This window comes from Bradyrhizobium stylosanthis (assembly GCF_001641335.1).
Classification (GTDB): domain Bacteria; phylum Pseudomonadota; class Alphaproteobacteria; order Rhizobiales; family Xanthobacteraceae; genus Bradyrhizobium; species Bradyrhizobium stylosanthis.
This window is the reverse complement of sequence record NZ_LVEM01000003.1, coordinates 1,088,058-1,113,732: the sequence shown is the minus strand read 5'-3', so window position 1 is coordinate 1,113,732 and position 25,675 is coordinate 1,088,058. Positions and strand designations below refer to the sequence as shown.

The following is a 25,675-nucleotide window of genomic DNA, read 5'->3' as shown; positions in this document are numbered from 1 at the left end:
GATGGAGCGGCGCGTTGGGCAGTTTCGTGGGGATATTCATCACGGTGGCGGCGCTGCTCGGCGGATTTGCCGCCATGGGCGGGCATCTGGCCGTGCTGATGCAGCCGTGGGAATTCGTGATCATCATCGGCACCGCGGTCGGCACCTTCATCGTGGCCAATCCGTGGAAGACGGTCGTGGACAGCGGTGTCGCCTGCATGCAGGCCATCACCAATGCGGTGCCCGGACAGCGCTATTACCTCGACCTGCTCGGGGCGCTGCATGCCCTGATGCGCGAGCTCAGGGGCAAGGGCCGCAACGAGGTTGAGGCGCATATCGACGACCCCTCGTCCTCCGAGATCTTCAAGGCGTTCCCCAGCGTGCTCGGCGACCCCTCGCTGCTCCAGTTCATCTGCGACTATGTCCGCCTCATCATCATGGGCAACGCGCGCACGCACGAGATCGAATCGTTGATGGACGAGGAGATCCACACCATCGTGAAGAGCAAGCTTGCGCCTTACCATGCCCTGGTGACGGTGTCCGAGGCGATGCCGGCGCTCGGTATCGTCGCCGCGGTGCTCGGCGTCATCAAGGCGATGGGCGCGCTCGACCAGTCGCCGAAGCTGCTCGGCGGCTTCATCGGCGCCGCGCTGGTCGGCACCTTCGCCGGCATTTTCCTGTCCTACGGCATCATTTCGCCCTTCGCGATCAAGATCAAGATGATGCGCGAGAAGAAGTGCCGGCCCTACATCATCGTCAAGCAGACGCTGCTCGCCTTCATGAACGGCGCCATGCCGCAGATCGCGGTCGAGCACGGCCGCAAGATGATCTCGAGCAACGAGCGGCCGTCGATCGACGTCGTCGAGAACGAGACGATCGCAGGTCCCAAGGCGGTCGTGAGCGACGCTGAACCCAAGGCTGCGCGCGCATGATGATGGAAAACGTCGACGTCGATCACAAGAAGCAGCTGCCGAACTATCTGCTGGACGCTGCCGGCATATCGATCGAACGCATGCCGATGCTCAATGTGATCTTCGATCGCATGGCGGCATCGTGCACGGACAGCCTGCAGCCGATGGCCGGAACGCCGTGCTACTTCTCGGTCAACGGCATCACCAACGATCCTCTCGGCGACATCATCAAGGATTACGAGGGCAACGCGGTCGCAGCCGTGCTCTACGCGGAGCAGTGGGATTCCCGCGTCATCATCATGCTCGACCGCGACTTCGTGTTCACCATGGTCGAGGCCATGTTCGGTTCGGACGGCGCCGAACCGCCGCTCGACGTCGAGCGCTCGTTCTCGAACATCGAGATCCGCCTGGTCCAGGCCCTGTTCGAACGCTTCGCCAAGGCACTGCAACTCGCCTTTGCCGGGACCTCCAACGTCACCTTCCGTGTGGAGCGGGTCGAGACGGCCATGGCGTCGCTGGCTATCGGACGCAGCGGTAACATGTCGATCTGCGCGAACATCATGCTGCAGGCGCTGTTCCGCGGCGGTCAGATGTTCCTCATCATTCCGCACTCCGCGCTCAATCCGCTGCGCCAGAAGCTCGCCCATGTCGTCGTCAGCGACGGCCGGGCGACCGATCCGCGCTGGCGCGAGCAGATGGAGAGCGAGGTCCATCGCACCGAGGTGACGCTGAGCGCGGTGCTCGACGAGAAGATGATATCGCTCGACGACGTCGTGAAATTCCACGTCGGGCAGGTGCTCGAGCTCGAAGCCACGCCGCGCACGCTGGCCCGTCTCGAAAGCAACAACCAGGTGCTGTTCTGGTGTCAGATCGGTCAGCTTGATGGCTATTACGCCATGCAGGTGTCCGATCCGGTGGATCAGAAACGGGAGTTCGTCGATGATATCCTATCTCGTTGATGCCGTGCTGCTCATTGCGCTCGCCTTCACCAGCATGCGGGTGACCCGGATGCACCGCGAGCTGGCGCGCCTGCGCAGCTACCAGGGCGAGTTCTCGACCATCGTGCACGAGACTGCGGGTGCCTTCGACACCGTGATCCATGCGGCACACGACTCCACGGCAAATCTCGGGCGGCTCGCCAACGTGCTCAGCGCCAAGATCGACCAGGCTCACGACGCGATCGCGGCGCTCGATGCCAGGAGCGGGCTGGCATCCGCCACCGCCGGCGGCGCGGACGTGAACAAGCACTGAGACTCGAACCGGCCGGACAATGACGATCGGGGCGCCCGCGGCGTTCCGGGAGTGGAAATACCAAGAGGCGATACCAAATGGCGCAATCCTTCGAATATGAGTCGGAACCGGCATCGGGAGAGAGCGATGCGTCTCCGCTGGAGCGGCTGGCGGAGATCGCCGCGCGGACGGCGGAAGAGAGCGGCAAGTTCGCCAATATCGACGCCATCCTGCGCATTCCCGTCACCATGCAGGTGGTGCTCGGCTCGGCGACCATCCCGGTGGCAAACCTGATGAAGCTCGGCCGTGGCGCCGTGGTCCCGCTCGATCACAGGGTCGGCGAGCCCGTCGACGTCGTCGTCAATGGCCGCATCGTCGCCCGCGGCGAGGTGGTCGTGGTCGAAGAGGACAATTCCCGCTTCGGTGTCTCGCTCACGGAGATCGTTGGACCGCTGGGGCAGGGTGATACCTAACCATGGCCGCGGCACAGGGCGGCGTCGCTCCCATCAAACAGCGCGGCGTTGCCACGCTGGGCGGAACGGAAAAGGTCGCGGCACTCCTGCTGGCCATGGGCCGGCAGGCGGCCGCGAGCGTGCTCTCGCAGTTCGAGCCGCAGGAAATCCGCATCGTTACCAAGGCCGCGGCTGAGCTGCGGCCGATCACGGCGCAAGAGCTCGAGGGAATCGTCGAGGAATTCGCGCAGCAGTTCTCGATGGGCGCCAACATCCTCGGCACGCTCGGCGGCCTCGAAGCGGTGCTCGGCGACGTGCTTCCGGCCGATCAGGTCTCGGCGATCATGACGGACCTGCTCGGCAATTCGAGCCGGTCGGTGTGGGATCGTGTCTCGTCGGTGTCGGAAAACTCTCTGGCGACCTACCTCTCCAAGGAACATCCGCAGACTGCGGCCCTGATCCTGTCCAAGGTCAAGCCGTCCTGCGCCGCAAAGGTAATGAGCCAGCTGCCGTCGAGCCTGCGCAACGAGCTGATGCGGCGCGTGCTCAGCCTCAAGCCGATTGCCGACGATGCGATGAAGGTCCTCGAGAAGACGCTGCACGAGGACTTGACGCTGAACTTCGCCCGCAACCTCGGCGCGGATACCTATGCCCGCGTCGCCGACATCATCAACAAGATGGAGCGCGGCCACATCGAGGATATGCTGAAGAGCCTGTCGGAGAAGCGGCCGAAGTCGGCCGAAGTGCTGAAGGAGCTGCTGTTCACCTTCGACGACGTGATCAACCTGACGCCGAAGGCGCGCACCATGATCTTCGACCAGGTGCCGACCGATCGCATCGTCGTCGCGCTGAAGGGCACAGACAAGCACTTCCGCGAGCTGATCCTGTCCTCGGTCGCCTCGCGCGTCCGCCGCGTCGTCGAGCACGAGCTCGCGATCGGCGAGCCGTCGAACCAGCGCGACGTGCTGGAGGCGCGGCGCGTGATCACCGATCTCGCGCTCGAGCTGGCGGAGAAGGGCGAAATCGAGCTCAACCCCGAGCAGGAGGATGAGCTGGTCTTCCGCTGACCGCTGAACGGGCATGGCAGAAACAACCGATCAGGAGAGCAAGACAGAAGAGCCGACCGAGAAAAAAGTCCGCGATTCGGTCGAGCAAGGCAAAATTCCCGTCTCTCGGGAAGCGTCTATCTTCGCCTCGATGGCCGCACTGATGGTGATCCAGGCATTCCTGATCGGCCAGGGCGTGCAGCAATTGGTGCCGACCCTGCAGGGTCTGCTCGACGATCCCGAGGGCTTTCCCCTCGGCACCGGGGCCGACGCCCAGAACCTGCTCACCGTAGTGGGGCTGCAGGCGCTTCGATTCCTGGTGCCGCTGGTCGTCATCCTGATGGTGTTCGGCCTCGCCGCCTCGTTGTTGCAGAATGCACCGCGCCTGGTCCTGCAGCGCATCGCGCCGGATCTGTCGCGGATCTCCCCGATCAGCGGCTGGAACCGTCTGTTCGGAACGCAGGGCCTCGTCGAGTTCGGCAAGTCGCTGTTCAAGCTCGGCTCGGTCAGCGCCGTCGTCGCCGTGGTGCTGCGCTCGTCCGAAGCAAGGGCGTTCGAGGCGATGTACACCGATCCGGTGGCGCTTCCGGAGATGATCCTCAACATCGCGATGCGGATCGTCTCGGCGATCTGCATTGCGACCATCGTCCTGGTCGCGATCGACCTCGCCTGGGCTCGCTTCCATTGGCGGCGCGAGCTGCGCATGACCAAGCAGGAGATCAAGGACGAGCACAAGCAGGCCGAAGGCGATCCGATGGTCAAGGCCCGCCTGCGCTCGCTGGCCCGCGATCGCTCGCGGCAGCGGATGATCGCCGCCGCCTCGCGCGCGACGCTCGTCATCGCGAATCCGACGCACTTCGCGATCGCGCTGCGCTACAAGCGCGAGGAGAACCCGGCGCCGCTCGTGGTGGCCAAGGGCATGGACGTGATCGCGCTGAAGATCCGCGAGGTCGCCGAGCAGAACAGGATTCCGGTGATCGAGAACAAGGCGCTGGCGCGGGCGCTTTACGAGGCGGTCCAGGTCGATCAGGTCATTCCGGCGGAATTTTTCCGTCCGGTCGCCGAGATCATCTACTTCCTGCAGTCCAAGCAGGCACCGCGGACCGAGAAGGTTCAGTAGATTTCCTGGGATGGCGCTTTGCCCAACAGCTTGACGAAAGCTTAACGCCCTAGGCTACCCCCAACAGATCATAATGGGGCTGTCGTGGGACCGCTTTATCTCTTCGAACTCGCATCGTCGCAGGCGCGTCATCTCGAGCTTCGCCAGTCGACGATCGCGACCAACGTCGCCAACGCCAATACTCCGGGCTTCAAGGCACGCGACGTCGAGCCGTTCAACAAGGTGCTCGACACGATGCCGGTCCGGCTTGCGACGACATCGCCGTCGCACCTGCAGCTGTCCGGCGCCGAAACCGACACGCGCGCGACCGCCAAGAAAGACAGCTGGGAAGTGGTTCACTCCGGCAACTCCGTCAGCCTTGAGCAGGAGATGATCAAGGGCAACGACGTCAGCCGCGACTACTCGATGAATTCCGCGGTCGTGCGCTCGTTCCACCGCATGCTCATGTCGAGCGTTAAAACCTGAGGTGAACTGACATGCTGGACGCACTGAGCGCCTCTCTGACGGTTGCGAGCTCCGGGCTCGAGGCGCAGTCGACGCGCATGCGCATCGTCTCGGAAAACCTCGCCAACGCGACCTCGACGGGCCGCACCGCCGGCGCCGATCCGTATCAGCGCAAGACCATCACGTTCGACGCTGCGATGGACCGTGCCTCGGGCGCGCAGCTCGCGAAGGTCAAGGAAATCGGCGTCGACACCACGCCCTACCGCGTCGAATACGACCCGGGGCATCCTGCCGCCGACAAGGCCGGCTATGTCAAGCTGCCGAACGTCAACATGATGATCGAAATGGCCGACATGCGGGAAGTCAACCGTTCCTATGAGGCCAATCTCCAGGTCGTGAAACAGGTGAGGTCGATGCTTGGCATGTCCATCGACCTTCTGAGGGGCTGACAATGCTTGAAGCAATCTCGTCCACCGCGATTTCCGCAGGCCAGGCGGCGTCCCGCGCCACCGAGACGCAGGCCATCTCGCCCGCCGCGACGGCTCTGGTCAAGGCCGGCGACGATGTCGGCTTCGAGTCGGTGATGAAGCAGGTGACGACGGACGCGATCGGCACGCTTAAGGCGGGCGAAGCGGCGTCGATCTCGGCGATACAGGGCAAGGAATCGACCCGGCGGGTCGTGGAAGCGCTGATGTCGGCCGAGCAGGCCTTGCAGACGGCTGTCGCGGTTCGCGACAAGGTCGTGCAGGCCTACCAAGAAGTCGTCCGGATGTCGATTTGATCTGAGGGAGTGGGTTAAGTGAAATCGCTCGCCATTGCGGCCACGGGCATGAACGCCCAGCAGACCAATATCGAAGTCATCGCGAACAACATCGCCAACATCAACTCGACGTCGTACAAGCGGGCGCGCGCCGAGTTCACCGATCTGTTCTACCAGATGGACCGCATGCAGGGCGTCGCCAACGTCAACGGTTCGTCGCCGATCCCGGAAGGCGCCAACCTCGGCCTCGGCGTCAAGTCGGCGGCGATCCGCAAGCTGCACATCCAGGGCGCGCTCACCCAGACCGGCAACCCCTACGACCTCGCGATCAACGGCCGCGGCTGGTTCCAGGTGCTGGGGCCGAACAACGAGGTGCAGTACACCCGCGCAGGCTCGTTCAACACCAATGCCAACGGCCAGCTCGTCACCACCGACGGCTATCTGCTCGATCCCGCGATCACCATTCCGCAGGGAACGGTCCAGGTCACGGTCAACCAGACCGGACAGGTGTTTGCCAAGCTGGACACCGAAATCAATCCGCGGCAGATCGGCCAGCTCAACCTCGCCAACTTCGCCAACGAGGCCGGCCTCGAGCCGCTGGGCAGCAATCTCTATCGCGAGACCACGGCTTCCGGCACGCCGGTCGTCGGCCTGCCGGGCGATGCCGGCTACGGCAAGATCAACCAGCAATATCTCGAAGCCTCGAACGTCGATCCCGTCAAGGAAATCACCGAGTTGATCTCGGCGCAGCGCGCCTATGAAATGAACGCCAAGGTCATCCAGGCCTCGGATGAAATGGCCTCGACCGTATCGAAGGGCCTTCGCTAGTTCCGGTGTGTCCATGTTGAACAGGGTTGGCCTGATCGTGCGCGGGTTGGCCACCGTGCTGCTGGTTCTCGCCTCGGCGCGCCTCGCCGGCGCCGAGGAGAAGCGGCTACCGGTGCCGGCGGTCTCGATCCGTGCCGGCGAGCTGATCCGCGACGACATGATCACCGAGCGCGCCTTCGCGCCGAACGTCCTCGGCGTCGCGATGTTCGTCGAAGGACGCCAGGTCCTGGTCGGTCGCATGGCCCGGCGCGCGCTGCTGCCGGGGCAGCCGATCCCGAGCAACGCGGTGGAAGATCCCTGGACCGTCGCGCGCGGCGCCATGGTCAAGGTCGTGGTCGAAGACAGCGGCCTGTCGATTGTCACCTACGGCTCGGCAATGCAGTCGGGCGCGGCCGGCGCGCTGATCCCGGTGCGCAACACCGACACCGGCGTGATCATCAGGGGCGTTGTCCAGCCGGACGGCACCGTCAAGGTCGTGGACGGATCATGACCAGAGTTCTGCTCGCACTCGTCCTGCTCTTCTGTGCCGCCAGCGCCCAAGCCGCCGTCCGCATCAAGGACATCGCGGACATCAAGGGGCTGCGCGAAAACCAGATCGTCGGCTATGGTCTCGTCATCGGCCTCAACGGCACCGGCGACACGCTGCGCAATGCGCCGTTCACCGAGCAGTCCCTGCAATCGATGCTCGAGAACATGGGCATCAACGTCAGGAACGAGACCACCAGCACCACCAATCCCGCCCGTCCGACCACGCTGCGCACGCGCAACGTCGCGGCCGTGATGGTGACCGCGGACCTGCCGCCTTCGATCGGCCCCGGCGAACGGATGGACGTGACGGTCTCGTCGATGGGCGATGCGACCTCGCTGCTCGGCGGCACGCTGGTGATGACATCGCTGCGCGCGGCGGACGGTGCGGTCTATGCGGTAGCGCAGGGCGCGGTGACGGTCGCCGGCTACAGCGTGGGCGGCCAGGCCCAGAACGTGAGCCAGGGCACGCCGACTGCCGGACGCATCCCGAACGGAGCGCTGGTCGAGCGCGAAGTGCAGGGAAGCCTCCACGAGATGGAGTTCCTGGTGCTGGAGCTCAAGAATCCCGATTTCGTCACCGCGACGCGCATCCTCGATGCCATCAATCGCTACGCCGGCGGCCGCTACCGCTCGCAGATCGCCTTCGAGCGCGACTACCGCACCATCGTGCTGTCGAAGCCGCGCAATGTCGGGCCGGTCCGCTTCCTCGCGGAAGTCGGCGAACTGACAGTCGAGCCCGATACCCCGGCGCGGGTGGTGATCAACGAGCGCACCGGCACGGTGGTGATCGGACGCGATGTGCGGATATCGACGGTTGCGGTGACGCACGGCAATCTGACAGTCCGGGTCACGGAACTCCCCGTCGTATCGCAGCCGGCGCCGTTCTCCCGGGGCCAGACGGTGGTCGTTCCCCAGACCGTGGTCGAGGCCAACGAGGCCGGATCGCAGGTGGCCATCCTGAGCGGCGTCGATCTCCAGCGCCTGGTGCGCGGGCTGAACCAGATCGGTCTCAAGCCGTCGGGCATCATCGCCATCCTCCAGGCGATCAAGACGGCCGGCGCGCTCCAGGCTGACGTCATCGTGCAATGATGCATAAGCGTCGTGCAAGCTTGGTCGCCCAATGCTGAGGTCTCGACCGAGAATCGCACGCGGCCCGATGTTGAAGCTGGATCACAAAGCCAAACTCCTCCTGCTGGTCGCGGCCGCGGCGCTCGCGGGCGTTTCGCCCGTGCTGGCGCTGGATGAAGCCAAGCCGACGAAGCCGCTCAACCTGCTGTCCTTCGCGCGCGCCCGCGCGCCTGGCTCGCAGAAGCCGGTTACGTCGTACCCAAGCGACAATGCGGCGACCCGCGCAACGGCGTGGGCAGCCGAAGACTCGGGGCCCGCGACCACGGGCGCTGTGCCGGCGCCCGAAAAGCCCGCACCGCCACAAGCCGCCGCGCCTGTGCGGCCGGCCAAGCCCGCCAGCGTCACGGCGCTGCCCAAGCCCGCAGCGCCGCAGGGTGCCGTGTCCGCGGACAACGAAATCCCCCTGTTCTGCAGCAACGTGGCCGATCCCGCGGTCGATGCGAGGCTCGCCTGGCAACTCAAGGAGCTGGAGAAGGCCGAGAGCCTGCTTCGCGAGCGGATCGCCGAGGTCGAGGCCAAGCGCGCCGAATACGAGAAATGGATGGCGCTGCGCGACGACTTCCTGAAGAAGGCCGAGGCGCAGGTCGTCGAGATCTATTCACGCATGAAGCCGGACGCCGCGGCGACGCAGATCGCCGGCATGGCCGACGAGACCGCCGCCGCCGTGCTCGCCAAACTCAGCCCGAGGAGCTCGAGCGCGATCTTCAACGAGATGGATACGGCGCGCGCCGCGCATCTTGCCGATCTGCTCGGCGGAATGCGTCGCGTGGACGACGGAAAGACCAAATAGATGAAGTATCTGATCCTCATCCTCTCGCTCCTGATGCTTGCCGGATGCGTCGGCGATCCCGCCGAGGTCCTGACCGGTCCGCGGCTGTCGCCGGTCGGCAGCGGCCTGAGGACGCAGGCCGATCCGATCCCGGTGACGCCGCGCATGCGCACGCCCGTCAGCTATCGCTCGACCTGGGACGACGGCACCGATCTCTACCGCGATCCGCGCGCCCGCCGCACCGGCGACGTCGTGACGGTGATCATCTCGATGCAGGACAAGGCCAAGCTCGACAACAAGACCGACCGTTCGCGCGATTCGCAGATCAAGTTCGGGCTGGACTGGCTGATGGACGTCGCCGGATGGAGCGACAAGGGTTCCACCAGCGCCAACCTCAGCACCAACACCCAGATCAAGGGCAACGGCCAGATCGATCGCACCGAGGACATCAAGCTGTCGATCGCCGCCATCGTCACCGACGTGTTGCCGAACGGCAATATGATGATCAGCGGATCGCAGGAGTTCCGGGTCAACACCGAGATGCGCGTGCTCAATGTCGGCGGCATCGTGCGTCCGCGCGACATCTCGCGGGCCAACACGATCTCCTACGACAAGATCGCCGAGGCGCGCGTGTCCTATGGTGGTCGCGGAAATCTGTCGGACGTGCAGCAGCCTGGATGGGGACATCGGATCTATGACGCCGTGGCACCGTTCTGAGGTTCGTGCCGGCATGACCGGGTCGCGAGGGCAGGGGACGTGATGCGCCTGATTGCGGCCATCCTGGTGCTGACCCTTGTCGCGATCGGTGCGGGCGCGCTTGCCGGCATGCATCTGTTTGCGGCCGCCGAGCGTGTGGCCGATGCGAAGAAGAATGCCACGCCGCCACCGATCGCGACGAGCTACACCGGCAGTGCGCGGCTTAGGAAGCTATCCCCGATCGTGACCAATCTCGCCGCGCCGGCCAACAACTGGGCCCGCGTCGAAGCCTCGATGGTGACCGAAAGCATGAGCGACGAGGACGCCGGCATCCTGGCCGCCCATATCAGCGAGGACATCATCACTTATTTGCGTTCGTCATCGGTTGCCCAGTTCGAGGGATCGCGCGGGCTCCAGCATCTGCGCGACGACCTGACCGAGCGCGCCAATATCCGCTCGTCCGGCAAGGTGCGCGAATTGATCATCGAGACGTTGGTGATTCAGTGAGAGTGAAAGTCCTGCTGCTCGCGTTGGTTCTGGTCGTGCTGCCCGAGGTGGCGCTGGCCCAGATTCCGGACCTCAACTCGCTGCTGCCGCCCGGCAACGGCTCGACCAGTGGCCGCATCATCCAGCTGATGGCGCTGATCACGGTGCTGTCGGTGGCGCCGGGACTGCTCATCATGGTGACGAGCTTCACGCGGTTTGCGGTGGCGCTGTCGTTCCTACGCTCCGGTCTCGGCCTTCAGACCACGCCGGCCAATCTGGTGCTGGTCAGCCTTGCGCTGTTCATGACCTTCTACGTGATGGCGCCGACCTTCGACCGTGCCTGGGAGACCGGCGTCCAGCCGCTCATGAAGAACGAGATCTCGGAGGAAGAAGCCTATCTGAAGATCACCGATCCGTTCCGCGAGTTCATGCTGGCCCATGTCCGCGACAAGGATCTGCAGACCTTCGAGTCGCTCGCCGCCGAAAGCTTCCGCAAGAAGTTCGACGACAAGCGTATCGATCTGCGCGTGATCATTCCGGCCTTCATGATCTCCGAGCTCAGGCGCTCGTTCGAGATCGGCTTCCTCATCATGCTGCCGTTCCTCGTGATCGACATGATCGTCGCGACGCTGACGATGTCGATGGGCATGATGATGATGCCCCCGACGATCCTCGCGCTGCCGTTCAAGATGCTGTTCTTCGTGCTGATCGACGGCTGGAATCTGCTGGCCTCGGGCCTCGTGCGGTCGTTCTCGTAGCGACCCCGCCGCCGGCGGGCGGGTTATGGTTAGCGCGAAGTACCGGCTTATGGTTAGCGTTGGGTAATGTTAACCATATGATTTTGTTGAAGAATTCAAGCCGATCTTAATCTGCGCGCAAGATTCGGCGTGCTAGCAATGCGTCACGGCGGGTTGGACCCCACCCACATCAGTCCAAAGGCATGATGCCGCCCCTCCGTACCGGTGAAAGCCCGGTATGTCCCCTCGTGAAATGTAACGCGTACATAAAGGGACATTCGCAATGTCAAGCCTGCTTACGAACTCGACCGCAATGACCGCGCTCCAGACCCTGCGGTCTGTCAGCTCGCAACTCGCCACCACGCAGACCCGCATCTCCACCGGCCAGCGCGTCTCGACCGCTTCGGACAACGCTGCCTACTGGTCGATCGCAACCTCGATGCGCTCCGACAACGCCGCGCTCTCCGCGGTCTCCGACTCGCTCGGTCTGTCGGCCGCAACCGTCGACACCGAATACACCGCTCTGAACACGGTCATCGGCGACAAGGACTCCGGTCTGACCAAGCTGCAGGCGCTGCTGGTCGAAGCCAAGACCGCCGGTATCGACCGCTCCAAGATCCAGGCCGACGTCACCCAGATCCAGGCGCAGCTCAAGTCGACCGCCAGCTCGGCGACGATCAACGGCATCAACTGGCTGAGCATCGACACCTCGTCCGGCTCCACCGCGACGCCGACGAGCTTCAGCCTCGTGTCGTCGTACTCGCGTGTCGGCAGCACGCCCACCATCGGCTCGATCACCGTGACGACCGCCACCTACGCGCTCTACACCACCGGCGGCGCCACCAAGACCGGCATCCTGGACACGGTGTCCGGCGGTTCGACCGGCGCGTCGATCGACACGATCGCCATCGGCTCGCTGACCGACTCGGCCGCTGACCAGACCAAGCTCGACGGCTACATCGCGCAGGTCACCGCCGCGATCGGCTCGGTCGCCTCGGCCGCCGCCAACCTTGGTGCCGTCAAGAACCGTATCTCGACCAACACGGAATTCGTCAAGTCGCTGATGGACTCCGTGGATCGCGGTGTCGGCCAGCTCGTCGACGCTGACATGAACCAGGAGTCCACCCGCCTGGCGGCCCTCCAGGTCCAGCAGCAGCTCGGCGTGCAGGCGCTCTCGATCGCCAACAACAGCAGCCAGAGCATCCTGTCGCTGTTCCGCTAAATCTCAGGTCATCTGGGGAGGGCCGCGCTTCTCGCGAAGCGCGGCCCTTTTTTTGTTCGGCGTGAACCCACGCCAAGATCCCGGCTCGGTGTTGCGGTCGGGACACAGAGCCACAAGCCTCGCACAAGCTTCGGCGGCTAGCCTCTCCGGTACGACAGGTTGGGCCCTTCACACGCATTTGCGCGGCCCAAAGGCATGACGCCGCCCTGTGGTACCGGTGCAAGCCCGGTATGTCCCCAAACTCAATTCAATCCAAGGGACATCAAAAATGGGTTCTAGCCTTCTCACCAACTCGTCTGCAATGACCGCGCTGCAGACGCTCCGCAACGTCAGCTCGCAGCTCGCCACCACGCAGAACCGGATCTCCACCGGCCAGCGCGTGTCGACCGCGTCTGACAACTCGGCCTATTGGTCGATCGCGACGTCGATGCGCTCCGACAACGCCGCGCTCTCGGCGGTTTCCGACTCGCTCGGTCTGTCGGCCGCGATGGTCGACACCGAGTACACCGCTCTGAACACGGTCATCGGCGACAAGGACTCCGGTCTGACCAAGCTGCAGGCGCTGCTGGTCGAAGCCAAGACCGCCGGTATCGACCGCACCAAGATCCAGTCGGAAGTCACCCAGATCCAGCAGGATATGAAGCTGAAGGCCAACTCGGCCACGATCAACGGCATCAACTGGCTGAGCATCGACACCTCGACCGGCTCCACCGCGACGCCGACGAGCTTCAACCTCGTGTCGTCGTACTCGCGCGTCGGCGGTACGCCCACCATCGGCTCGATCACCGTCACGACCGCCACCTACGCGCTCTACACCACCGGCGGCGCGACCAAGACCGGCATCCTGGACACGGTGTCCGGCGGTTCGACCGGTGCGTCGATCGACACGATCAGCATCTCCGCGCTGACCGACTCGGCGGCTGACCAGACCAAGCTCGATGGCTACATCACGCAGGTCACCACCGCGATCAACTCGGTTGCCTCGGCTGCCGCCAATCTCGGTGCCGTCAAGAACCGCATCGCGACCAACACCGAGTTCGTCAAGAACCTGATCGACTCCGTGGATCGTGGTGTCGGCCAGCTCGTCGACGCCGACATGAACGCGGAATCGACCCGCCTGCAGGCGCTCCAGACCCAGCAACAGCTCGGCGTTCAGGCGCTCTCGATCGCCAACCAGAACAGCCAGAGCATCCTGTCGCTGTTCCGCTAAGCTTCGAACCATCGGCAAGGGGCCGCGCTTCTCACGAAGCGCGGCCCTTTTTCTTGTCCGGCGTAAGGTCGCGTACAAGCAGTGATCCCGCCCCATTGTTGCGCCCGGGTCACGGAGCCACAAGCTTCGCACAAACTTCGCGTGCTATCGCCACTGTTACGTCAGGTTGAGTGCGCTTTTCCGCAGCCCAAAGGCATGATGCCGCCCTGCCGTACCGGTGCAAGCCCGGTATGTCCCCAAAACTCCATTTAATCTTCAAAGGGGCGTCAAGAAATGAGTTCCAGCCTTCTCACCAATTCGTCTGCAATGACCGCGCTGCAGACGCTCCGTAACGTCAGCTCGCAGCTCGCCACCACGCAGAACCGGATCTCCACCGGCCAGCGCGTCTCGACCGCTTCGGACAATTCGGCCTATTGGTCGATCGCGACCTCGATGCGCTCCGACAACGCCGCGCTCTCCGCGATCTCCGACTCGCTCGGTCTGTCGGCCGCGATGGTCGACACCGAATACACCGCTCTGAACACGGTTATCGGCGACAAGGACTCCGGTCTCACCAAGCTGCAGGCGCTGCTGGTCGAAGCCAAGACCGCCGGTATCGACCGCACCAAGATTCAGTCGGAAATCACTCAGATCCAGCAGGATATGAAGCTGAAGGCCAGCTCGGCCACGATCAACGGCATCAACTGGCTGAGCATCGACACCTCGACCAGCTCCACGGCCACGCCGACGACCTTCAACCTCGTGTCGTCGTACTCGCGCGTCGGCGGTACGCCCACCATCGGCTCCATCACCGTCACGACCGCGACCTACGCGCTCTACACCACCGGCGGCGCCACCAAGACCGGCATCCTGGATACGGTCACCGGCGGTTCGACCGGCGCGTCGGTCGACACGATCGCCATTGGTGCGCTGACCGACTCGGCGGCAGACCAGACCAAGCTCGATAGCTACATCACGCAGGTCACCACCGCGATCAACACGGTTGCCTCAGCCGCCGCCAATCTCGGTGCCGTCAAGAACCGCATCGCGACCAACACGGAGTTCGTCAAGAACCTGATTGACTCCGTGGATCGCGGTGTCGGCCAGCTCGTCGACGCCGACATGAATGCGGAATCGACCCGCCTTCAAGCGCTCCAGACCCAGCAACAGCTCGGTGTTCAGGCGCTCTCGATCGCCAACCAGAACAGCCAGAGCATCCTGTCGCTGTTCAAGTAAGCTCAAGGCTTCGAAAAAGACCGGGCTCCCTCGGGAGCCCGGTCCCGCCATGAACGGCGGATGTGCCGGCACATGACGTGCCTGCGTTGGTCTCCTGACGCCGAATTCCAGGCAACACGCCGCAGCCGATTGCGCTGCGATGCGTCCGGCTGTCCGCCTGTTGCCGGCGCGCAGGATGGCGTCACTCATTTTCTTGTAGAATTGCAACGCCTCGCCCGCGAACCGACACATTCGTGTTCTCGCGCAACCTTCAGACAAGGTTGGCAGCGGAATGTCGTCCACGTTCGCATTGGTACGAGGTCATATGCTGTTCAGTCGTGCGCAGATACAGCAACTGCTCAACAATCTGCTGGAGCTTGGGCCACGACGGCTGATGGCCCTGGGCCTGATCGGCTTTGCCGTGCTCGTCACCGTCGTCGGCGGCGCGTACTATCTGAGCCGGCCCGAGTTCGAGACGCTCTATACCGGCCTCACCCGGGAAGACGTGACGCGCATGGGCGCCGCGTTGCGCGAGCAGAACATCGCCTTCGACGTCAATACCGCCGGTGACGCGGTCTCGGTTCGGCCGAGCCAGACCATGCAGGCGCGCATGCTGCTCGCCGAGAAGGGGCTGCCGACCAGCGCCAATTCCGGCTACGAGCTGTTCGACAAGATCGGCTCGCTCGGCCTGACCTCGTTCATGCAGGAAGTGACGAAGCTGCGCGCGCTCGAGGGCGAGATCGCGCGCACGGTCCAGCTGATGAAGGGCGTGAAGGCGGCGCGGGTGCACATCGTGCTGCCGGTGCGCGGCTCGTTCCGCGCGACGCAGCAGCCGCCCTCGGCATCGGTCGTGCTGCGCACCGACGGCGCGATCGAGGCGCGCACCGCGCAGTCGATCCGTCATCTCGTCGCCGCCGCCATCCCGGGCATGAGCCGCGACAAGGTGACCGTGCTCGATGCCGACGGCTCGATGCTGCTCGCCGAAGAGGACGAGGCGAGCGCTGCGCCGACCAAGATGGCGAGCCTGCAGAAGACGGTCGGCGGGATGGTGCAGGAGAACATCCGCAAGGCGCTGACGCCGTATCTGGGTCTGGACAATTTCGAGGTCAGCGTCGCCCCGCAGCTCTCCACCGACAAGCGGCAGACCAACGAGACCGTCTACGATCCCGAGGGCCGCGCCGAGCGGTCGGTGCGGAACGTGCGCGAGAAGGAATCGTCGCAGAATGCGGACCGGTCGCAGCCGACCACGGTGCAGCAGAATCTGCCCGACCAGCAGGTGAACGCCGGCGGCAGCAAGAATTCCAGCGAAGACAAGACCCGCCGCGAGGACGTCACCAATTTCGAGGTCTCGTCCAAGACCACGACGACCGTCAGCGACGGCTATCTGGTCAAGAAGCTCTTCATCGCCGTGCTGGTCAACCGCGCGCGCCTGGTCGCCGATCTCGGCGACAAGAGCAACCAGGCCATCGTCGACAGCAAGCTCGCCGAGATCAGCCAGCTCGCGGCGACCGCCGGCGGACTGGACAAGGCGCGCGGCGACCAGATCCAGGTCACGGCGGTCGACTTCATCGAAGGCTCGCGCGAGCTCGCGCCGGTGCCGCCGATCAGCTTCGTCGAGATGATCAACAAGCAGCTCGGCAGCGTCATCAACGCGGTGACCATCCTCGCGGTCGCTTCAATGCTGGTCTGGTTCGGCCTGCGGCCCGCGGTCAACGGCATCCTGACCCATCGCGCGGCGCAGGAGCAGACCGAAGCGGCGGAGGCCGCCGAGCTCGAAGCCGCCGCGGCCCTCGCGTTGGCCGAGAGCCAGGATCCCGAGCTCAACCTTGTCGAGGATCTCGAAGGCAAGATGCAGCGAACGCCGCAGAAGCGGCTGGAGCAGATCGTCCGGCTCGACCAGGGCCAGGCGGCAGCGATCCTTAAAGACTGGATGCGACGCGAGGAGGCGGCATGAACGCGGCAATCGGAAAACTCCTGACGCAGTTCGACGCGAACGGCCGGGCGAAGTCTCCGCCGCCTCCGCCGCTCAAGCTCCAGGATGTGCTGACGAGAACGAAGGAAACCCGGCGGGAGCCTCAACCGCAGGCACAGCCGCAGCAGCATCAGCCTCAGCCGCAACCGCAGCTCGATTCGCCGATGCCGGCGACCGCGGTGGAATCGCCGTCGGCCAATCTTCTCGACGACGCCTATCGTCGCGGCCATGCTGCCGGCGTTGCCGAAGGCGATGCCAGGGTTGCCGAGGAGCGCGTGCGCAGCGCGATCCGGCTCGGCGAGGAACGCGCCAAATGGTCCGACCAGCAGGCGACCACGATCGTCGGCGGCTTCGAGGCGGCTTGCCGCGAGATCGAGACCAACATCGCGAGCTCAGTCGCGCGCATCCTGTTGCCTTTTCTCGCCGATGCGGTCCGTGACAAGGCGATCGGATCGCTGGTCGAGCACATCGCGGCGCTGACCGGTAATTCCCCGGTCCCGGCGTTCAAGATCACCGGTCCGAGCGAACTGCTCGACCTGGTCAAGATCCAGCTCGACGCTTCCAGGCGGACGGGGGTGGCGTACGAGCCCGCCGAAACTTTCGAGGTCCGCGTCGTGGCCGACCAGACCGTGATCGAGACGCAGATTGCGGCCTGGAGCGAACGACTGAACGAAGCGCGCCGGTAGCCCGTCATGGAAGAGGTCAAGCAAGAGCTGGTGATCATCCGCCGGCGCAACGCTTTCGCCGAGGAGGCGCATCACGGCGGCGTCTGGAAGATCGCCTATGCGGACTTCATGACCGCGATGATGGCGTTCTTCCTGGTGATGTGGCTGCTCAACGCGCTCAACCAGGACCAGAAGCAGGTGGTCGCGAGCTATTTTAATCCGATCAAGCTCGCCGAGAACGCGCCGGCGCCGAAAGGTCTGAAGGATCTCACCAAGAAGGAGCCGACCACGTTCGACGGCCAGGAGGGCCGGCGCCAGCCGGGCGGGCCGAGCGAAGAGCGTCGCGGTGACTCGCCGACGGCCGAGAAGCCGCCCTTCTACGAGGAGAAGGTCCTGTTCCGCGATCCCTATGCAACGCTTGCCGAGATCGCCAACAACGCGAACGAGGCCTCGGGCCAGCGTCGCGCCGGCTCGCTGACTTCGGCCGAAGAAGACGGCCTGAAGGGCGGCGATGCCTATCGCGATCCCTTCGATCCCGGCTTCTGGAAACTGGCGCCGCAATCGTCCAAGGACGCCGATCGTATCATCGACAGCGAACCCAAGCCGAACGTATCCGCACGCGACAGCGCTTCCAGCGCGGGGCAGGGCGAGCCGCAGCCGCGCCGCGCCAAGACGGATGATGCCGGCGGAAGCGTTGCTCAGAACGCCGATGCGTCGTCGGCAAGCCTGTCGCCCCTGCTGCCGCCGGGACCTGCGCCGTCGCAATCGTCCCGCGAAGGCAGTGCCCAAGCGAATGTCCAGGCGAACGTTCAGGCCAATGCCGGAGCACAGGCGCGCGCCGGCGACGCGAAGAAGGATTCCGAACAGCGCGAGGCCGCGCAAACCCAGCAACCGACCGTCAAGCAGCTTCAATCCGCGATCGCGGAAGCGCTGTCGGACGTCAAGGCCGGCGCTGGACCTGCGGCCGAGGTGCGCCAGGTCGAGGAAGGCTTGCTCGTCAGCCTGACCGACGACGCCAGCTTCGGCATGTTCGCTGTCGGCTCGGCCGAGCCGCGGCCCGAACTGATCCGCGTGATTGACAAGATCGGACCGCTGCTGTCGAAACGTTCCGGCGTGATCATCGTGCGCGGCCATACCGACAATCGGCCGTACAAGTCCGAGAACTACGACAATTGGCGGCTGTCGACCGCCCGCGCGCAGATGGCCTATTACATGCTGGTCCGCTCGGGCGTCGACGCGCTGAGGATCGAGCATGTCGAAGGCTACGCCGACCGGCGGCCGAAGCTTCCGAACGACCCTGCGGCCGCGCAGAATCGCCGGATCGAGATCCTGATCCGGGAGAAGCGCCCGTGATCAGGCCGCTCCTCTGCGCAGCGCTGCTGATGGTGTCGCCGCTGGCGCTCGCCGAGCCGGGCCCTGCCCCGAGGTCGAGCGAACCGTATGAGCTCGTGCGTGCCTTGCAGGCGGTGCAGGACGGTATCGCCAATGGCGATACCGCGGCGCATGGCAGCCACATCGCGCTGATCCGTCAGGTCGGCGAGAAGTTTCTCGCCGCCGATGCGAGCGTCTGGAGCAATCCGCAGAACGGCCAGGCCGTCGTCATCTACCTGCTCAGCGGCGGCGCGCCGCAACTGGTCCGCAAGCTCCCGCGCGACAAGATGAGTGTCGACAGCCGGCTGTTCGACGGTGCGCTCGCCTATGTCGAGGGCCGGCAGGACGACGCGCGCGATCTGCTCAAGGACATCAAGCCGCGAACGCTCCCCTCGGGCCTGGGCGGTCAGGTCGCGCTGGTCCAGGGCGCGCTGTTCGCACGCACCGAAGCGTCGCTGGCGATCGAGCGCCTGGACGACGCGCGCCTGCTGTTGCCCGGCACGCTGGTGGAAGAGGCGGCACTGCGGCGCGAGATCCTGCTGGTCGGGCAGGCCGAGGATTTCGACAAGTTCGAGTTCCTGACGCAGGCCTATGTCCGCCACTACCGCAACTCGATCTATGCCGGCGATTTCTGGCAGCGCTTCTCCTCGGGCCTGACGCAATCGAACCTCGCCCTCGACGAGCGCCGCTTCGCGCGGATCGCCGCGCTGCTGGAGCAGATCGACCGCGCCAGCCGGCTCAAGCTTCATCTCATGATCGCGCGCAATGCGATGCTGCGTGGACTGATGCAAGTGACCCGGCTCGCGTCCGAGCGTGCGCTGGCGCTCAGCGCCGACGCCTCGGCGGAGCGCGAGCGCGCGCGTTTCTTCCGCGGCGCCTCGCGGGCGCTCACCGACGAGTATGACGGGGGTCTTGCCGAGTTGAAGGCGGTCGACCGGTCGAAGCTGCCGGAGCGCGACGTTCCGCTTCTGAATGCGACGGTCCAGCTCGCGCTCGACATCCGCAAGCCGTTCGCGGGCAAATCCACCGCCGAGAAACCGCCGGTCACGCCGGCGCGCCTCGATCTCGCATCATCGACCGCGATGCTCGCGCGCGCGCAGCAGCAGCTCGGCGAACTCGAACTTCTCACCAGGGATCGCCGCCCATGACCAAGCTCAGCGGAACCTCCGGACAGCTCTTCTCGGGACTTGCCGAGAGCCTCAACATGCGCGGAGCGTCGCGGTCGGCGAAGGGCACGGCGACGAAGTCGCAGGCGGATTCGTCGTTCAACGACCTGCTCCACACCGTCTCGAACCTGGCCAAGCGGGCACTCAAAGACGAGGGCAGCGATACGACCGTGAAAGCCGGAACGCTGCGTGCGCGACTGGCGCATTCGGCTGGCAAGGACGACGCCGTGGACGATCGCACCGAAGCGGCCGACGACACCAAGTCCAGCCACAAAGCATCCGACCAGAAGACCGATCACGCGTCGGAAACGGAGCGCCCGCTCGACGTCGCCGTGAAGGCGGACGCTGCGAACCGCGCGAGCATTCCGGCGATCGTCGGCGAGCAGCTTGCCGTCGCGCCGGCCGTGAAGTCACAACTGCAACCGCCGTCGGGCGAGGGCAAGGATGCGTCCGCGCGCGACGAGCGCTCCACGTCGAAGCGCGACGTGCAGGCGGCGGGCATGGCGAAAGCCGCAACGGTCGATGCCGAGCCGTCCGCCGCCGCTCCGACCGGCGCGCGCTCGCAGGCCGCAGCGTCCCAGGCAACGGCAACCGCGCAGCAAGGCGGCGAGGCGTCCGCGAAGGCGATGCCCGCGACGCCGGGCTTCGAGGCTGTCACGGCCAATGTCGAACGCGCCGTCAAGGCCTCGGCCCGGGACGCGCTGCCCGAGACAACCAAGGTCACCGTGCTCCAGCAGGAGACCCATCTGCCGCCGGCGCAGTTCAACGCGCCGCAGCAGGTCGCCAATGCGGTGGTCTCTGAGCTGAAGGAATCCTCGGCATCGGCGGCGTCCGCAGTCCCCGATCTCGCAACGTCCCAGACCAACGCGCCCGACCAGCCGCTGAAGGTCCTGACCGTCAGTCTCGAGCCGCCGTCGCTCGGTAACGTCACCGTGCGGCTTCGCCTCGTCGGTTCTGAGGTCTCCGTTCACCTCGCCGCCGAGCGCAAGGACACGAGCCAGATGCTGGATCAGCAGCGCGACACGATCCGCGACCTGATGCACTCGGCCGGTTACGTCGCCGACGTCGCGCCGGTCCAGCACGGCTCGCTGGACGGATTCCAGAGCGGCTCCAGCCAATCGCAACAGCAACCCTCGGGACAGCAGCTCTCGGGTCAGCATCAGCCCTCGTCGCAGTCGCAAGGCTCGTTCGACGGCTCCGGTACGTCGTCCGGACAATCGGACGGCAGTGCGAGGCAGGCCCGCGACGAGCGCCAGTCCAACCAGGAGACGCGTCATGACCAGGACGTGGCGCCGCAGATTAGTCGCGGCCCTGTTTATCTGTAACGCCGGCGCCGCCGAGGCCGCCACCGACAGCGCGCGCCCCTGCGAGCGCGAGATGGCGCGTGCGGCCCAGCAGCACGGCATTCCGCTCGGCATCCTCTACGCGGTCGGCCTCACCGAGACCGGACGGCGCGGCGCGCTCTATCCTTATGCGCTCGGTGCCGACGGCCAGACCGTGTTCGCCAAGGACATGAGCGATGCGATCGCGAATTTCGAGGCGATGCGCGCCAAGGGCATCAAGCTGATCGACCTCGGCTGCATGCAGATCAACCACTATTATCACGGCGACAAGTTCGCCTCCGTGCAGGCGATGTTCGATCCCGCCAAGAATGTCGAGTACGCCGCGCGCTTCCTCAAGGAGCTGAAGCAGCGCGAGGGAAGCTGGACCATGGCGGTGGCCCGCTACAATGCGGGCCCCAACAACCAGCCGGCGCAGAAGCGCTACGTCTGTCACATCGTCGCCCATCTCGTTTCGAGCGGCTTCGGCGCGTGGACCGACAAGGCGCGCTCGTTCTGTCAGCCGAAAACGACCTGACAACATGAAGTTGTGCATGGTTCCCGACCATCAGCCCCGCGCAAGCAAGAACCCTCATTGTAACTGCAACCTACCGAAGGAGCCCAATTCATGAGCCTGTATGGTGTTATGCGCACCGGCGTTTCCGGCATGTCTGCGCAATCCAACAAGCTGTCGACGGTTTCGGACAACATCGCGAACGTCAACACGACCGGCTACAAGCGGGCTTCGACCGAATTCTCCTCGCTGATCCTCAAGAGCGGTTCGGGCAATTACGATTCCGGCGCCGTCGAGACCACTGTGCGCTACGCCATTAGCGACGCAGGCCACACGCAGTTCACCACCTCGACCACGGACCTTGCCGTGCAGGGCAACGGCTTCTTCGTCGTGTCGAACGCCAACAACACGCAGCAATATCTGACGCGCGCCGGCTCGTTCGTCCCGGACAGCCAAGGCAACCTCGTCAACGCGGCCGGCTTCTACCTCCTGGGCCAGCCCGGCAAGGTGACCAATTTCTCGCAGAACAGCCTGTCCGGCATGCAGATCGTCAACGTTGCCCAGGTTTCGCAGGTGCCCGTGCCGTCGACGGCAGGCACGCTCACGACCGGCAATATGGATCCGAAGGCGGCCGTGATCGCCGGTCCTCCCGGCCCAGCGTCATATTCTTCGAAGAGCTCGATCGTGGCCTACGACAATATCGGCCGGGCCGTCACGCTGGACGTCTACATGTCCCACACGGCGACGGCCGCCGGCACGGACACCTGGCAGATCCAGGCCTACAACTCCGCAACGGGTACGTCGGTCGGCGCCGCCACCACTTTCACCTTCGATACGACCGCAACCGGCAATGGCGCGCTGGCCGCGGCGAGCCCGACGACGCTCGCCTTCACCGTCCCCGGCGGTGCGGCGATGACACTGGACCTGTCGAACATGACGCAGGCCGGAACCGACTTCAGCTTCAAGGCGACCGTCAACGGCAGCGCTCCTTCGGCCATCGACAAGGTCAACGTCGACGAGAACGGGTACGTGACGGCCGTGCTCAAGAACGGGCAGCAGACGACGCTCTTCACGATCATGCTCGCCGACGTCGCAAGCCCGGACAATCTGACGCCCGAGCCGGGCAACGTCTATTCGACCAACATGAATTCCGGCAACGCGCAGGCCGGCAATGCCGGCACCGGCGGGCTTGGTACGGTTCAGAGCGGCGCGCTGGAAGATTCCAACGTCGATCTCGCGGACGAACTCACCGGGATGATCGAGGCGCAGCGCGGCTTCACCGCGAACTCGAAATCGTTCCAGACCGGCGCCGACCTGCTCGACGTCGTCGTCAACCTGAAGCGCTGAATTCTTCGGCGCGCACTCCGGGCAAGAGCGAAACATGTCCCTTACTGCTGCTCTCGACTCCGCCCGCGCGTCGCTCATGGCGTCGGGCATCCAGTCCTCGACGATCTCGCGCAACATTGCCGGCGCCAGCAGCGCCGGCTATTCGCGCAAGATCGCCGTGCTGGACAATCTGCCCGGGGCCGGCGTCTATGTGGCGGCGATCCAGCGCGCCGCCAGCTCGGGTCTCTATAACAACGTCCTGACCGCGACCTCGTCGTCGGCCAAGCAGGGCGCGATCTATGACGGACTCCAGAAGATCGCCACGGCCACCGTGGACGATCCGGAGCTCGACCAGTCGCCGACGGCGCAGCTCAACGCACTGAAGAAGGCGCTGCAGCAATATGCCAACGCCCCGGACAACACCACGCTGGCGCAGGCGGCGGTCACGTCCGCCAAGGACATGGCGGCCGGGCTCAACCAGGCGACCAATACCGTGCAGACGGTCCGTGAGGGCGCGGATGCCGACATGGCGACCTCGGTCGCCAACATCAACCAGCTGCTGACCCAGTTCGAGAAGGTCAACAACGCGATCGTGAGGGGAACGATCTCCGGCGACGACGTCACCGACTATCTCGACCAGCGCGACAGTATCGTCTCGAAATTGTCGGAAGAGGTCGGCGTCGAGATGTCGCTCCGCCCCAACGGCGACGCGGCGCTCTACACCGACAGCGGCGTCGTGCTGTTCGACAAGACGGCGCGAACGGTCAGCTTCACCGCGACCAACAACTATTCGCCCGGCACCACGGGCAATGCGGTCTATATCGACGGCGTCCCCGTGACCGGCGCCAATTCGGTGATGCCGCTGAAGTCGGGCAAGCTCGCGGGTCTCGCCCAGCTGCGCGACAATGACACCGTCACCTATCAGAGCCAGCTCGACGAAATCGCGCGCGGCCTGATCAATACCTTCAAGGAGAGTGATCAGACCGCGGCGGCGCTGCCCGACGTTCCCGGCCTCTTCACCTATCCCGGCGCGCCGGCCATGCCGGCGAGCGCCACCGTCTCGGTCGGCCTTGCCGGCCTGATCAGCGTCGCGGCGTCCGTCGATCCGGCGCAGGGCGGCAATCCCAACCTGCTGCGCGACGGCGCGATCAGCGGCAACGTCGCATACCGATACAACACCGCCGGCAACGCCGGTTATTCGACCCGCCTGCAGCAGCTCATCGGCGGCATGGATGCCTCGCAGCCGTTCGACGCAACCACGCAAGGCAAGCCGAGCGGCAGCCTGATCGACTTCGCGTCGTCGTCGACGAGCTGGATCGAAAACCAGCGCCAGACCGCGGACTCCAACGTCACCTACCAGAAAACGCTGCTCGACCGCAGCACCGCGGCGCTATCCAACGTCAGCGGCGTCAACATGGACGACGAGATGTCCTTGATGCTTCAGGTCGAGCGCACCTATTCGGCCTCGTCCAAGATCATCTCGACCGTCGACGAAATGTTGCAGAGCCTGCTGGCTGCCGTGGGGAATTAAGCCATGATGAGCGCGAATTACATCTCGACCTTGATGCTGTCTTCATCGTTGAGGTCTTCGATCACGAACAACCAGGCCGCGCTGAGCAAGGCCTCGACGGAAGCGACCACCGGCCGTTTCGCCGACGTCGGCCTCGAGCTCGGTGCCACGACGGGGGGCGACGTTACCCTGCGGGCAGACTGGAGCTTCGCCGATCAGCTCATCGATACCAACGAGCTCGTCTCGGGACGCCTCGACGTCACGCAGAACCGGATCACCCAGCTCGGCACGACCGCAACGGACTTCCTCAAGGACCTGATCGCGGCCCGCAGCACCGACAATGGCGGGCGGATCGTCCTGCCGCCCGCGTCCGCCAACCTGCAGGATCTGATCGGCGCGCTGAACGTTTCCTACAACGGCTCGTATCTCTTCTCGGGCGTCAACACGGCGAACATGCCGGTCACGGCCTATGCCACGGGCTCGGCCAGCAAGAACCAGGTCGACGCGGATTTCCTCGCGACCTTCGGCTTCTCGCAGTCCTCGGGCAGCGTTGCCAGCATCACCCCGGCCCAGATGCAGACGTTCCTCAACACCACCTTCGATGCCGAGTTCGCGAGCCCGGCCTGGAACACCAACTGGTCGACGGCGACTGACCAGGTCATGCAGAGCCGCATCTCCACGACCGAAATCGCAGATACGTCCGTCAGCGCCAACCAGACCGGCTTCCGCAAGCTCGCCGAGGCCTACACCATGATGGCGGATCTCGGGAACGCGAAACTGAGCCAGGAGACGTTCCAGGTCGTCGTAGACAAGGCCATCTCCCTCGTCGGCGGCGCGATCACCGATCTCGCCACGCTCGGCGGCAGCGTCGGCACGGTCCAGCAGCGGATCGACTCCGCGACCGACAAGCTGAAGACGCAGCAGGACATTCTGAACAACCAGATCGTCGGCATGGAAAAAGTCGATCCGACGGAGGCTTCGGTCCGGGTCAACACCCTGCAGACCCAGATCCAGACGGCGCTGGCGCTGACCTCGCAGCTCCAGAAGATCAGCCTCATCAACTATCTCTGAGCCAGAGCACGTTTTCGAGGT

At 64.9% G+C, this 25,675-nt stretch carries 28 protein-coding genes; all 28 read left to right on the top strand.

Annotated elements, in window-relative coordinates:
* Positions 1-14: 14 nt before the first annotated feature.
* The 28 genes from motA to A7X65_RS24850 all read left to right on the top strand — a co-directional run bounded on the left by motA (position 15) and on the right by A7X65_RS24850 (position 25,654).
* Positions 15-911, top strand: coding sequence for a flagellar motor stator protein MotA (motA, locus tag A7X65_RS24985; RefSeq protein WP_063690062.1), 897 nt, complete (start codon positions 15-17; stop codon positions 909-911).
* Entirely contained in the window at positions 908-1,849 is a 942-nt protein-coding gene (locus A7X65_RS24980) for a flagellar motor switch protein FliM (RefSeq protein ID WP_063690059.1), read from the top strand. Before motA ends, A7X65_RS24980 begins: the two co-directional genes overlap by 4 nt.
* Positions 1,830-2,141, top strand: a complete 312-nt coding sequence (locus tag A7X65_RS24975; RefSeq protein WP_063690056.1) for a hypothetical protein — start codon at positions 1,830-1,832, stop codon at positions 2,139-2,141. Before A7X65_RS24980 ends, A7X65_RS24975 begins: the two co-directional genes overlap by 20 nt.
* A gap of 77 nt (positions 2,142-2,218) precedes the next feature.
* Entirely contained in the window at positions 2,219-2,593 is a 375-nt protein-coding gene (gene fliN, locus A7X65_RS24970) for a flagellar motor switch protein FliN (RefSeq protein WP_063690054.1), read from the top strand.
* Positions 2,594-2,595: 2 nt separating this feature from the next.
* The gene (locus tag A7X65_RS24965; RefSeq protein ID WP_063690051.1) at positions 2,596-3,639 is read left to right on the top strand and encodes a flagellar motor switch protein FliG; all 1,044 of its coding nucleotides are present in this window, start codon (positions 2,596-2,598) and stop codon (positions 3,637-3,639) included.
* Positions 3,640-3,652: 13 nt separating this feature from the next.
* Positions 3,653-4,738, top strand: coding sequence for a flagellar biosynthesis protein FlhB (gene flhB, locus A7X65_RS24960; RefSeq protein WP_063690048.1), 1,086 nt, complete (start codon positions 3,653-3,655; stop codon positions 4,736-4,738).
* An 84-nt stretch (positions 4,739-4,822) separates the two neighbouring features.
* Positions 4,823-5,203, top strand: coding sequence for a flagellar basal body rod protein FlgB (gene flgB, locus A7X65_RS24955; protein ID WP_063690045.1), 381 nt, complete (start codon positions 4,823-4,825; stop codon positions 5,201-5,203).
* Between the two features lie 11 nt (positions 5,204-5,214).
* The gene (gene flgC, locus A7X65_RS24950; protein ID WP_063690042.1) at positions 5,215-5,631 is read left to right on the top strand and encodes a flagellar basal body rod protein FlgC; all 417 of its coding nucleotides are present in this window, start codon (positions 5,215-5,217) and stop codon (positions 5,629-5,631) included.
* A 2-nt stretch (positions 5,632-5,633) separates the two neighbouring features.
* On the top strand, positions 5,634-5,963 hold the full coding sequence (fliE, locus tag A7X65_RS24945) for a flagellar hook-basal body complex protein FliE (protein WP_063690039.1): 330 nt from the start codon (positions 5,634-5,636) through the stop codon (positions 5,961-5,963).
* An 18-nt stretch (positions 5,964-5,981) separates the two neighbouring features.
* Positions 5,982-6,770 (top strand): flagellar basal-body rod protein FlgG, encoded by a 789-nt coding sequence (flgG, locus tag A7X65_RS24940; protein ID WP_063690036.1) that lies wholly within the window; start codon positions 5,982-5,984, stop codon positions 6,768-6,770.
* Between the two features lie 13 nt (positions 6,771-6,783).
* On the top strand, positions 6,784-7,260 hold the full coding sequence (flgA, locus tag A7X65_RS24935; protein ID WP_082885033.1) for a flagellar basal body P-ring formation chaperone FlgA: 477 nt from the start codon (positions 6,784-6,786) through the stop codon (positions 7,258-7,260).
* Positions 7,257-8,387, top strand: a complete 1,131-nt coding sequence (gene flgI, locus A7X65_RS24930; protein WP_063690034.1) for a flagellar basal body P-ring protein FlgI — start codon at positions 7,257-7,259, stop codon at positions 8,385-8,387. The genes flgA and flgI overlap by 4 nt, the downstream gene beginning before the upstream one ends.
* A gap of 67 nt (positions 8,388-8,454) precedes the next feature.
* Entirely contained in the window at positions 8,455-9,216 is a 762-nt protein-coding gene (locus tag A7X65_RS24925) for a MotE family protein (protein WP_063690031.1), read from the top strand.
* Positions 9,217-9,912, top strand: a complete 696-nt coding sequence (gene flgH / locus A7X65_RS24920; protein ID WP_063690029.1) for a flagellar basal body L-ring protein FlgH — start codon at positions 9,217-9,219, stop codon at positions 9,910-9,912. It abuts the gene before it with no gap.
* Between the two features lie 42 nt (positions 9,913-9,954).
* Complete coding sequence (locus tag A7X65_RS24915) at positions 9,955-10,398, top strand: flagellar basal body-associated FliL family protein (RefSeq protein ID WP_063690027.1); 444 nt, start codon at positions 9,955-9,957, stop codon at positions 10,396-10,398.
* Positions 10,395-11,135, top strand: coding sequence for a flagellar type III secretion system pore protein FliP (fliP, locus tag A7X65_RS24910; RefSeq protein WP_063690024.1), 741 nt, complete (start codon positions 10,395-10,397; stop codon positions 11,133-11,135). Before A7X65_RS24915 ends, fliP begins: the two co-directional genes overlap by 4 nt.
* A 262-nt stretch (positions 11,136-11,397) precedes the next feature.
* Positions 11,398-12,336 (top strand): flagellin N-terminal helical domain-containing protein, encoded by a 939-nt coding sequence (locus tag A7X65_RS24905; RefSeq protein ID WP_063690021.1) that lies wholly within the window; start codon positions 11,398-11,400, stop codon positions 12,334-12,336.
* A 268-nt stretch (positions 12,337-12,604) separates the two neighbouring features.
* Positions 12,605-13,546 carry a flagellin gene (locus A7X65_RS24900; RefSeq protein ID WP_063690018.1) on the top strand — a complete coding sequence of 314 codons (942 nt, stop codon included), beginning with the start codon at positions 12,605-12,607 and terminating at the stop codon, positions 13,544-13,546.
* Between the two features lie 273 nt (positions 13,547-13,819).
* On the top strand, positions 13,820-14,761 hold the full coding sequence (locus A7X65_RS24895) for a flagellin (protein ID WP_063690015.1): 942 nt from the start codon (positions 13,820-13,822) through the stop codon (positions 14,759-14,761).
* A 304-nt stretch (positions 14,762-15,065) separates the two neighbouring features.
* A complete protein-coding gene (gene fliF, locus A7X65_RS24890) occupies positions 15,066-16,694 on the top strand; it encodes a flagellar basal-body MS-ring/collar protein FliF (protein WP_063690012.1) in 1,629 nt (542 codons plus the stop codon).
* Positions 16,691-17,398: a hypothetical protein gene (locus A7X65_RS24885; RefSeq protein WP_063690009.1), complete on the top strand. Its 708-nt coding sequence runs from the start codon at positions 16,691-16,693 to the stop codon at positions 17,396-17,398. The genes fliF and A7X65_RS24885 overlap by 4 nt, the downstream gene beginning before the upstream one ends.
* A gap of 6 nt (positions 17,399-17,404) precedes the next feature.
* On the top strand, positions 17,405-18,730 hold the full coding sequence (locus A7X65_RS24880; RefSeq protein WP_063690007.1) for a MotB family protein: 1,326 nt from the start codon (positions 17,405-17,407) through the stop codon (positions 18,728-18,730).
* Positions 18,727-19,896: a chemotaxis protein gene (locus A7X65_RS24875; protein WP_063690004.1), complete on the top strand. Its 1,170-nt coding sequence runs from the start codon at positions 18,727-18,729 to the stop codon at positions 19,894-19,896. Before A7X65_RS24880 ends, A7X65_RS24875 begins: the two co-directional genes overlap by 4 nt.
* Positions 19,893-21,239, top strand: a complete 1,347-nt coding sequence (gene fliK / locus A7X65_RS24870; protein WP_063690001.1) for a flagellar hook-length control protein FliK — start codon at positions 19,893-19,895, stop codon at positions 21,237-21,239. Before A7X65_RS24875 ends, fliK begins: the two co-directional genes overlap by 4 nt.
* Complete coding sequence (locus A7X65_RS24865) at positions 21,190-21,771, top strand: transglycosylase SLT domain-containing protein (RefSeq protein WP_063689998.1); 582 nt, start codon at positions 21,190-21,192, stop codon at positions 21,769-21,771. The genes fliK and A7X65_RS24865 overlap by 50 nt, the downstream gene beginning before the upstream one ends.
* 90 nt (positions 21,772-21,861) lie before the next feature.
* Positions 21,862-23,094 (top strand): flagellar hook protein FlgE, encoded by a 1,233-nt coding sequence (locus A7X65_RS24860; protein WP_063689996.1) that lies wholly within the window; start codon positions 21,862-21,864, stop codon positions 23,092-23,094.
* A 34-nt stretch (positions 23,095-23,128) separates the two neighbouring features.
* Positions 23,129-24,604, top strand: a complete 1,476-nt coding sequence (flgK, locus tag A7X65_RS24855) for a flagellar hook-associated protein FlgK (protein WP_063689994.1) — start codon at positions 23,129-23,131, stop codon at positions 24,602-24,604.
* A gap of 3 nt (positions 24,605-24,607) precedes the next feature.
* Positions 24,608-25,654: a flagellar hook-associated family protein gene (locus A7X65_RS24850; RefSeq protein ID WP_063689991.1), complete on the top strand. Its 1,047-nt coding sequence runs from the start codon at positions 24,608-24,610 to the stop codon at positions 25,652-25,654.
* The last annotated feature ends 21 nt before the right edge of the window (positions 25,655-25,675 follow it).

Coding starts and splice junctions, on each gene's coding strand:
- A7X65_RS24980 (WP_063690059.1), top strand. CDS start 908: ATGATGATGGAAAACGTCGACGTCGATCACAAGAAGCAGCTGCCGAAC.
- A7X65_RS24975 (WP_063690056.1), top strand. CDS start 1,830: ATGATATCCTATCTCGTTGATGCCGTGCTGCTCATTGCGCTCGCCTTC.
- fliN (WP_063690054.1), top strand. CDS start 2,219: ATGGCGCAATCCTTCGAATATGAGTCGGAACCGGCATCGGGAGAGAGC.
- A7X65_RS24965 (WP_063690051.1), top strand. CDS start 2,596: ATGGCCGCGGCACAGGGCGGCGTCGCTCCCATCAAACAGCGCGGCGTT.
- flhB (WP_063690048.1), top strand. CDS start 3,653: ATGGCAGAAACAACCGATCAGGAGAGCAAGACAGAAGAGCCGACCGAG.
- flgC (WP_063690042.1), top strand. CDS start 5,215: ATGCTGGACGCACTGAGCGCCTCTCTGACGGTTGCGAGCTCCGGGCTC.
- fliE (WP_063690039.1), top strand. CDS start 5,634: ATGCTTGAAGCAATCTCGTCCACCGCGATTTCCGCAGGCCAGGCGGCG.
- flgA (WP_082885033.1), top strand. CDS start 6,784: ATGTTGAACAGGGTTGGCCTGATCGTGCGCGGGTTGGCCACCGTGCTG.
- flgI (WP_063690034.1), top strand. CDS start 7,257: ATGACCAGAGTTCTGCTCGCACTCGTCCTGCTCTTCTGTGCCGCCAGC.
- A7X65_RS24925 (WP_063690031.1), top strand. CDS start 8,455: ATGTTGAAGCTGGATCACAAAGCCAAACTCCTCCTGCTGGTCGCGGCC.
- flgH (WP_063690029.1), top strand. CDS start 9,217: ATGAAGTATCTGATCCTCATCCTCTCGCTCCTGATGCTTGCCGGATGC.
- A7X65_RS24915 (WP_063690027.1), top strand. CDS start 9,955: ATGCGCCTGATTGCGGCCATCCTGGTGCTGACCCTTGTCGCGATCGGT.
- A7X65_RS24905 (WP_063690021.1), top strand. CDS start 11,398: ATGTCAAGCCTGCTTACGAACTCGACCGCAATGACCGCGCTCCAGACC.
- A7X65_RS24900 (WP_063690018.1), top strand. CDS start 12,605: ATGGGTTCTAGCCTTCTCACCAACTCGTCTGCAATGACCGCGCTGCAG.
- A7X65_RS24895 (WP_063690015.1), top strand. CDS start 13,820: ATGAGTTCCAGCCTTCTCACCAATTCGTCTGCAATGACCGCGCTGCAG.
- fliF (WP_063690012.1), top strand. CDS start 15,066: ATGCTGTTCAGTCGTGCGCAGATACAGCAACTGCTCAACAATCTGCTG.
- A7X65_RS24885 (WP_063690009.1), top strand. CDS start 16,691: ATGAACGCGGCAATCGGAAAACTCCTGACGCAGTTCGACGCGAACGGC.
- A7X65_RS24880 (WP_063690007.1), top strand. CDS start 17,405: ATGGAAGAGGTCAAGCAAGAGCTGGTGATCATCCGCCGGCGCAACGCT.
- fliK (WP_063690001.1), top strand. CDS start 19,893: ATGACCAAGCTCAGCGGAACCTCCGGACAGCTCTTCTCGGGACTTGCC.
- A7X65_RS24865 (WP_063689998.1), top strand. CDS start 21,190: ATGACCAGGACGTGGCGCCGCAGATTAGTCGCGGCCCTGTTTATCTGT.
- A7X65_RS24860 (WP_063689996.1), top strand. CDS start 21,862: ATGAGCCTGTATGGTGTTATGCGCACCGGCGTTTCCGGCATGTCTGCG.
- flgK (WP_063689994.1), top strand. CDS start 23,129: ATGTCCCTTACTGCTGCTCTCGACTCCGCCCGCGCGTCGCTCATGGCG.
- A7X65_RS24850 (WP_063689991.1), top strand. CDS start 24,608: ATGATGAGCGCGAATTACATCTCGACCTTGATGCTGTCTTCATCGTTG.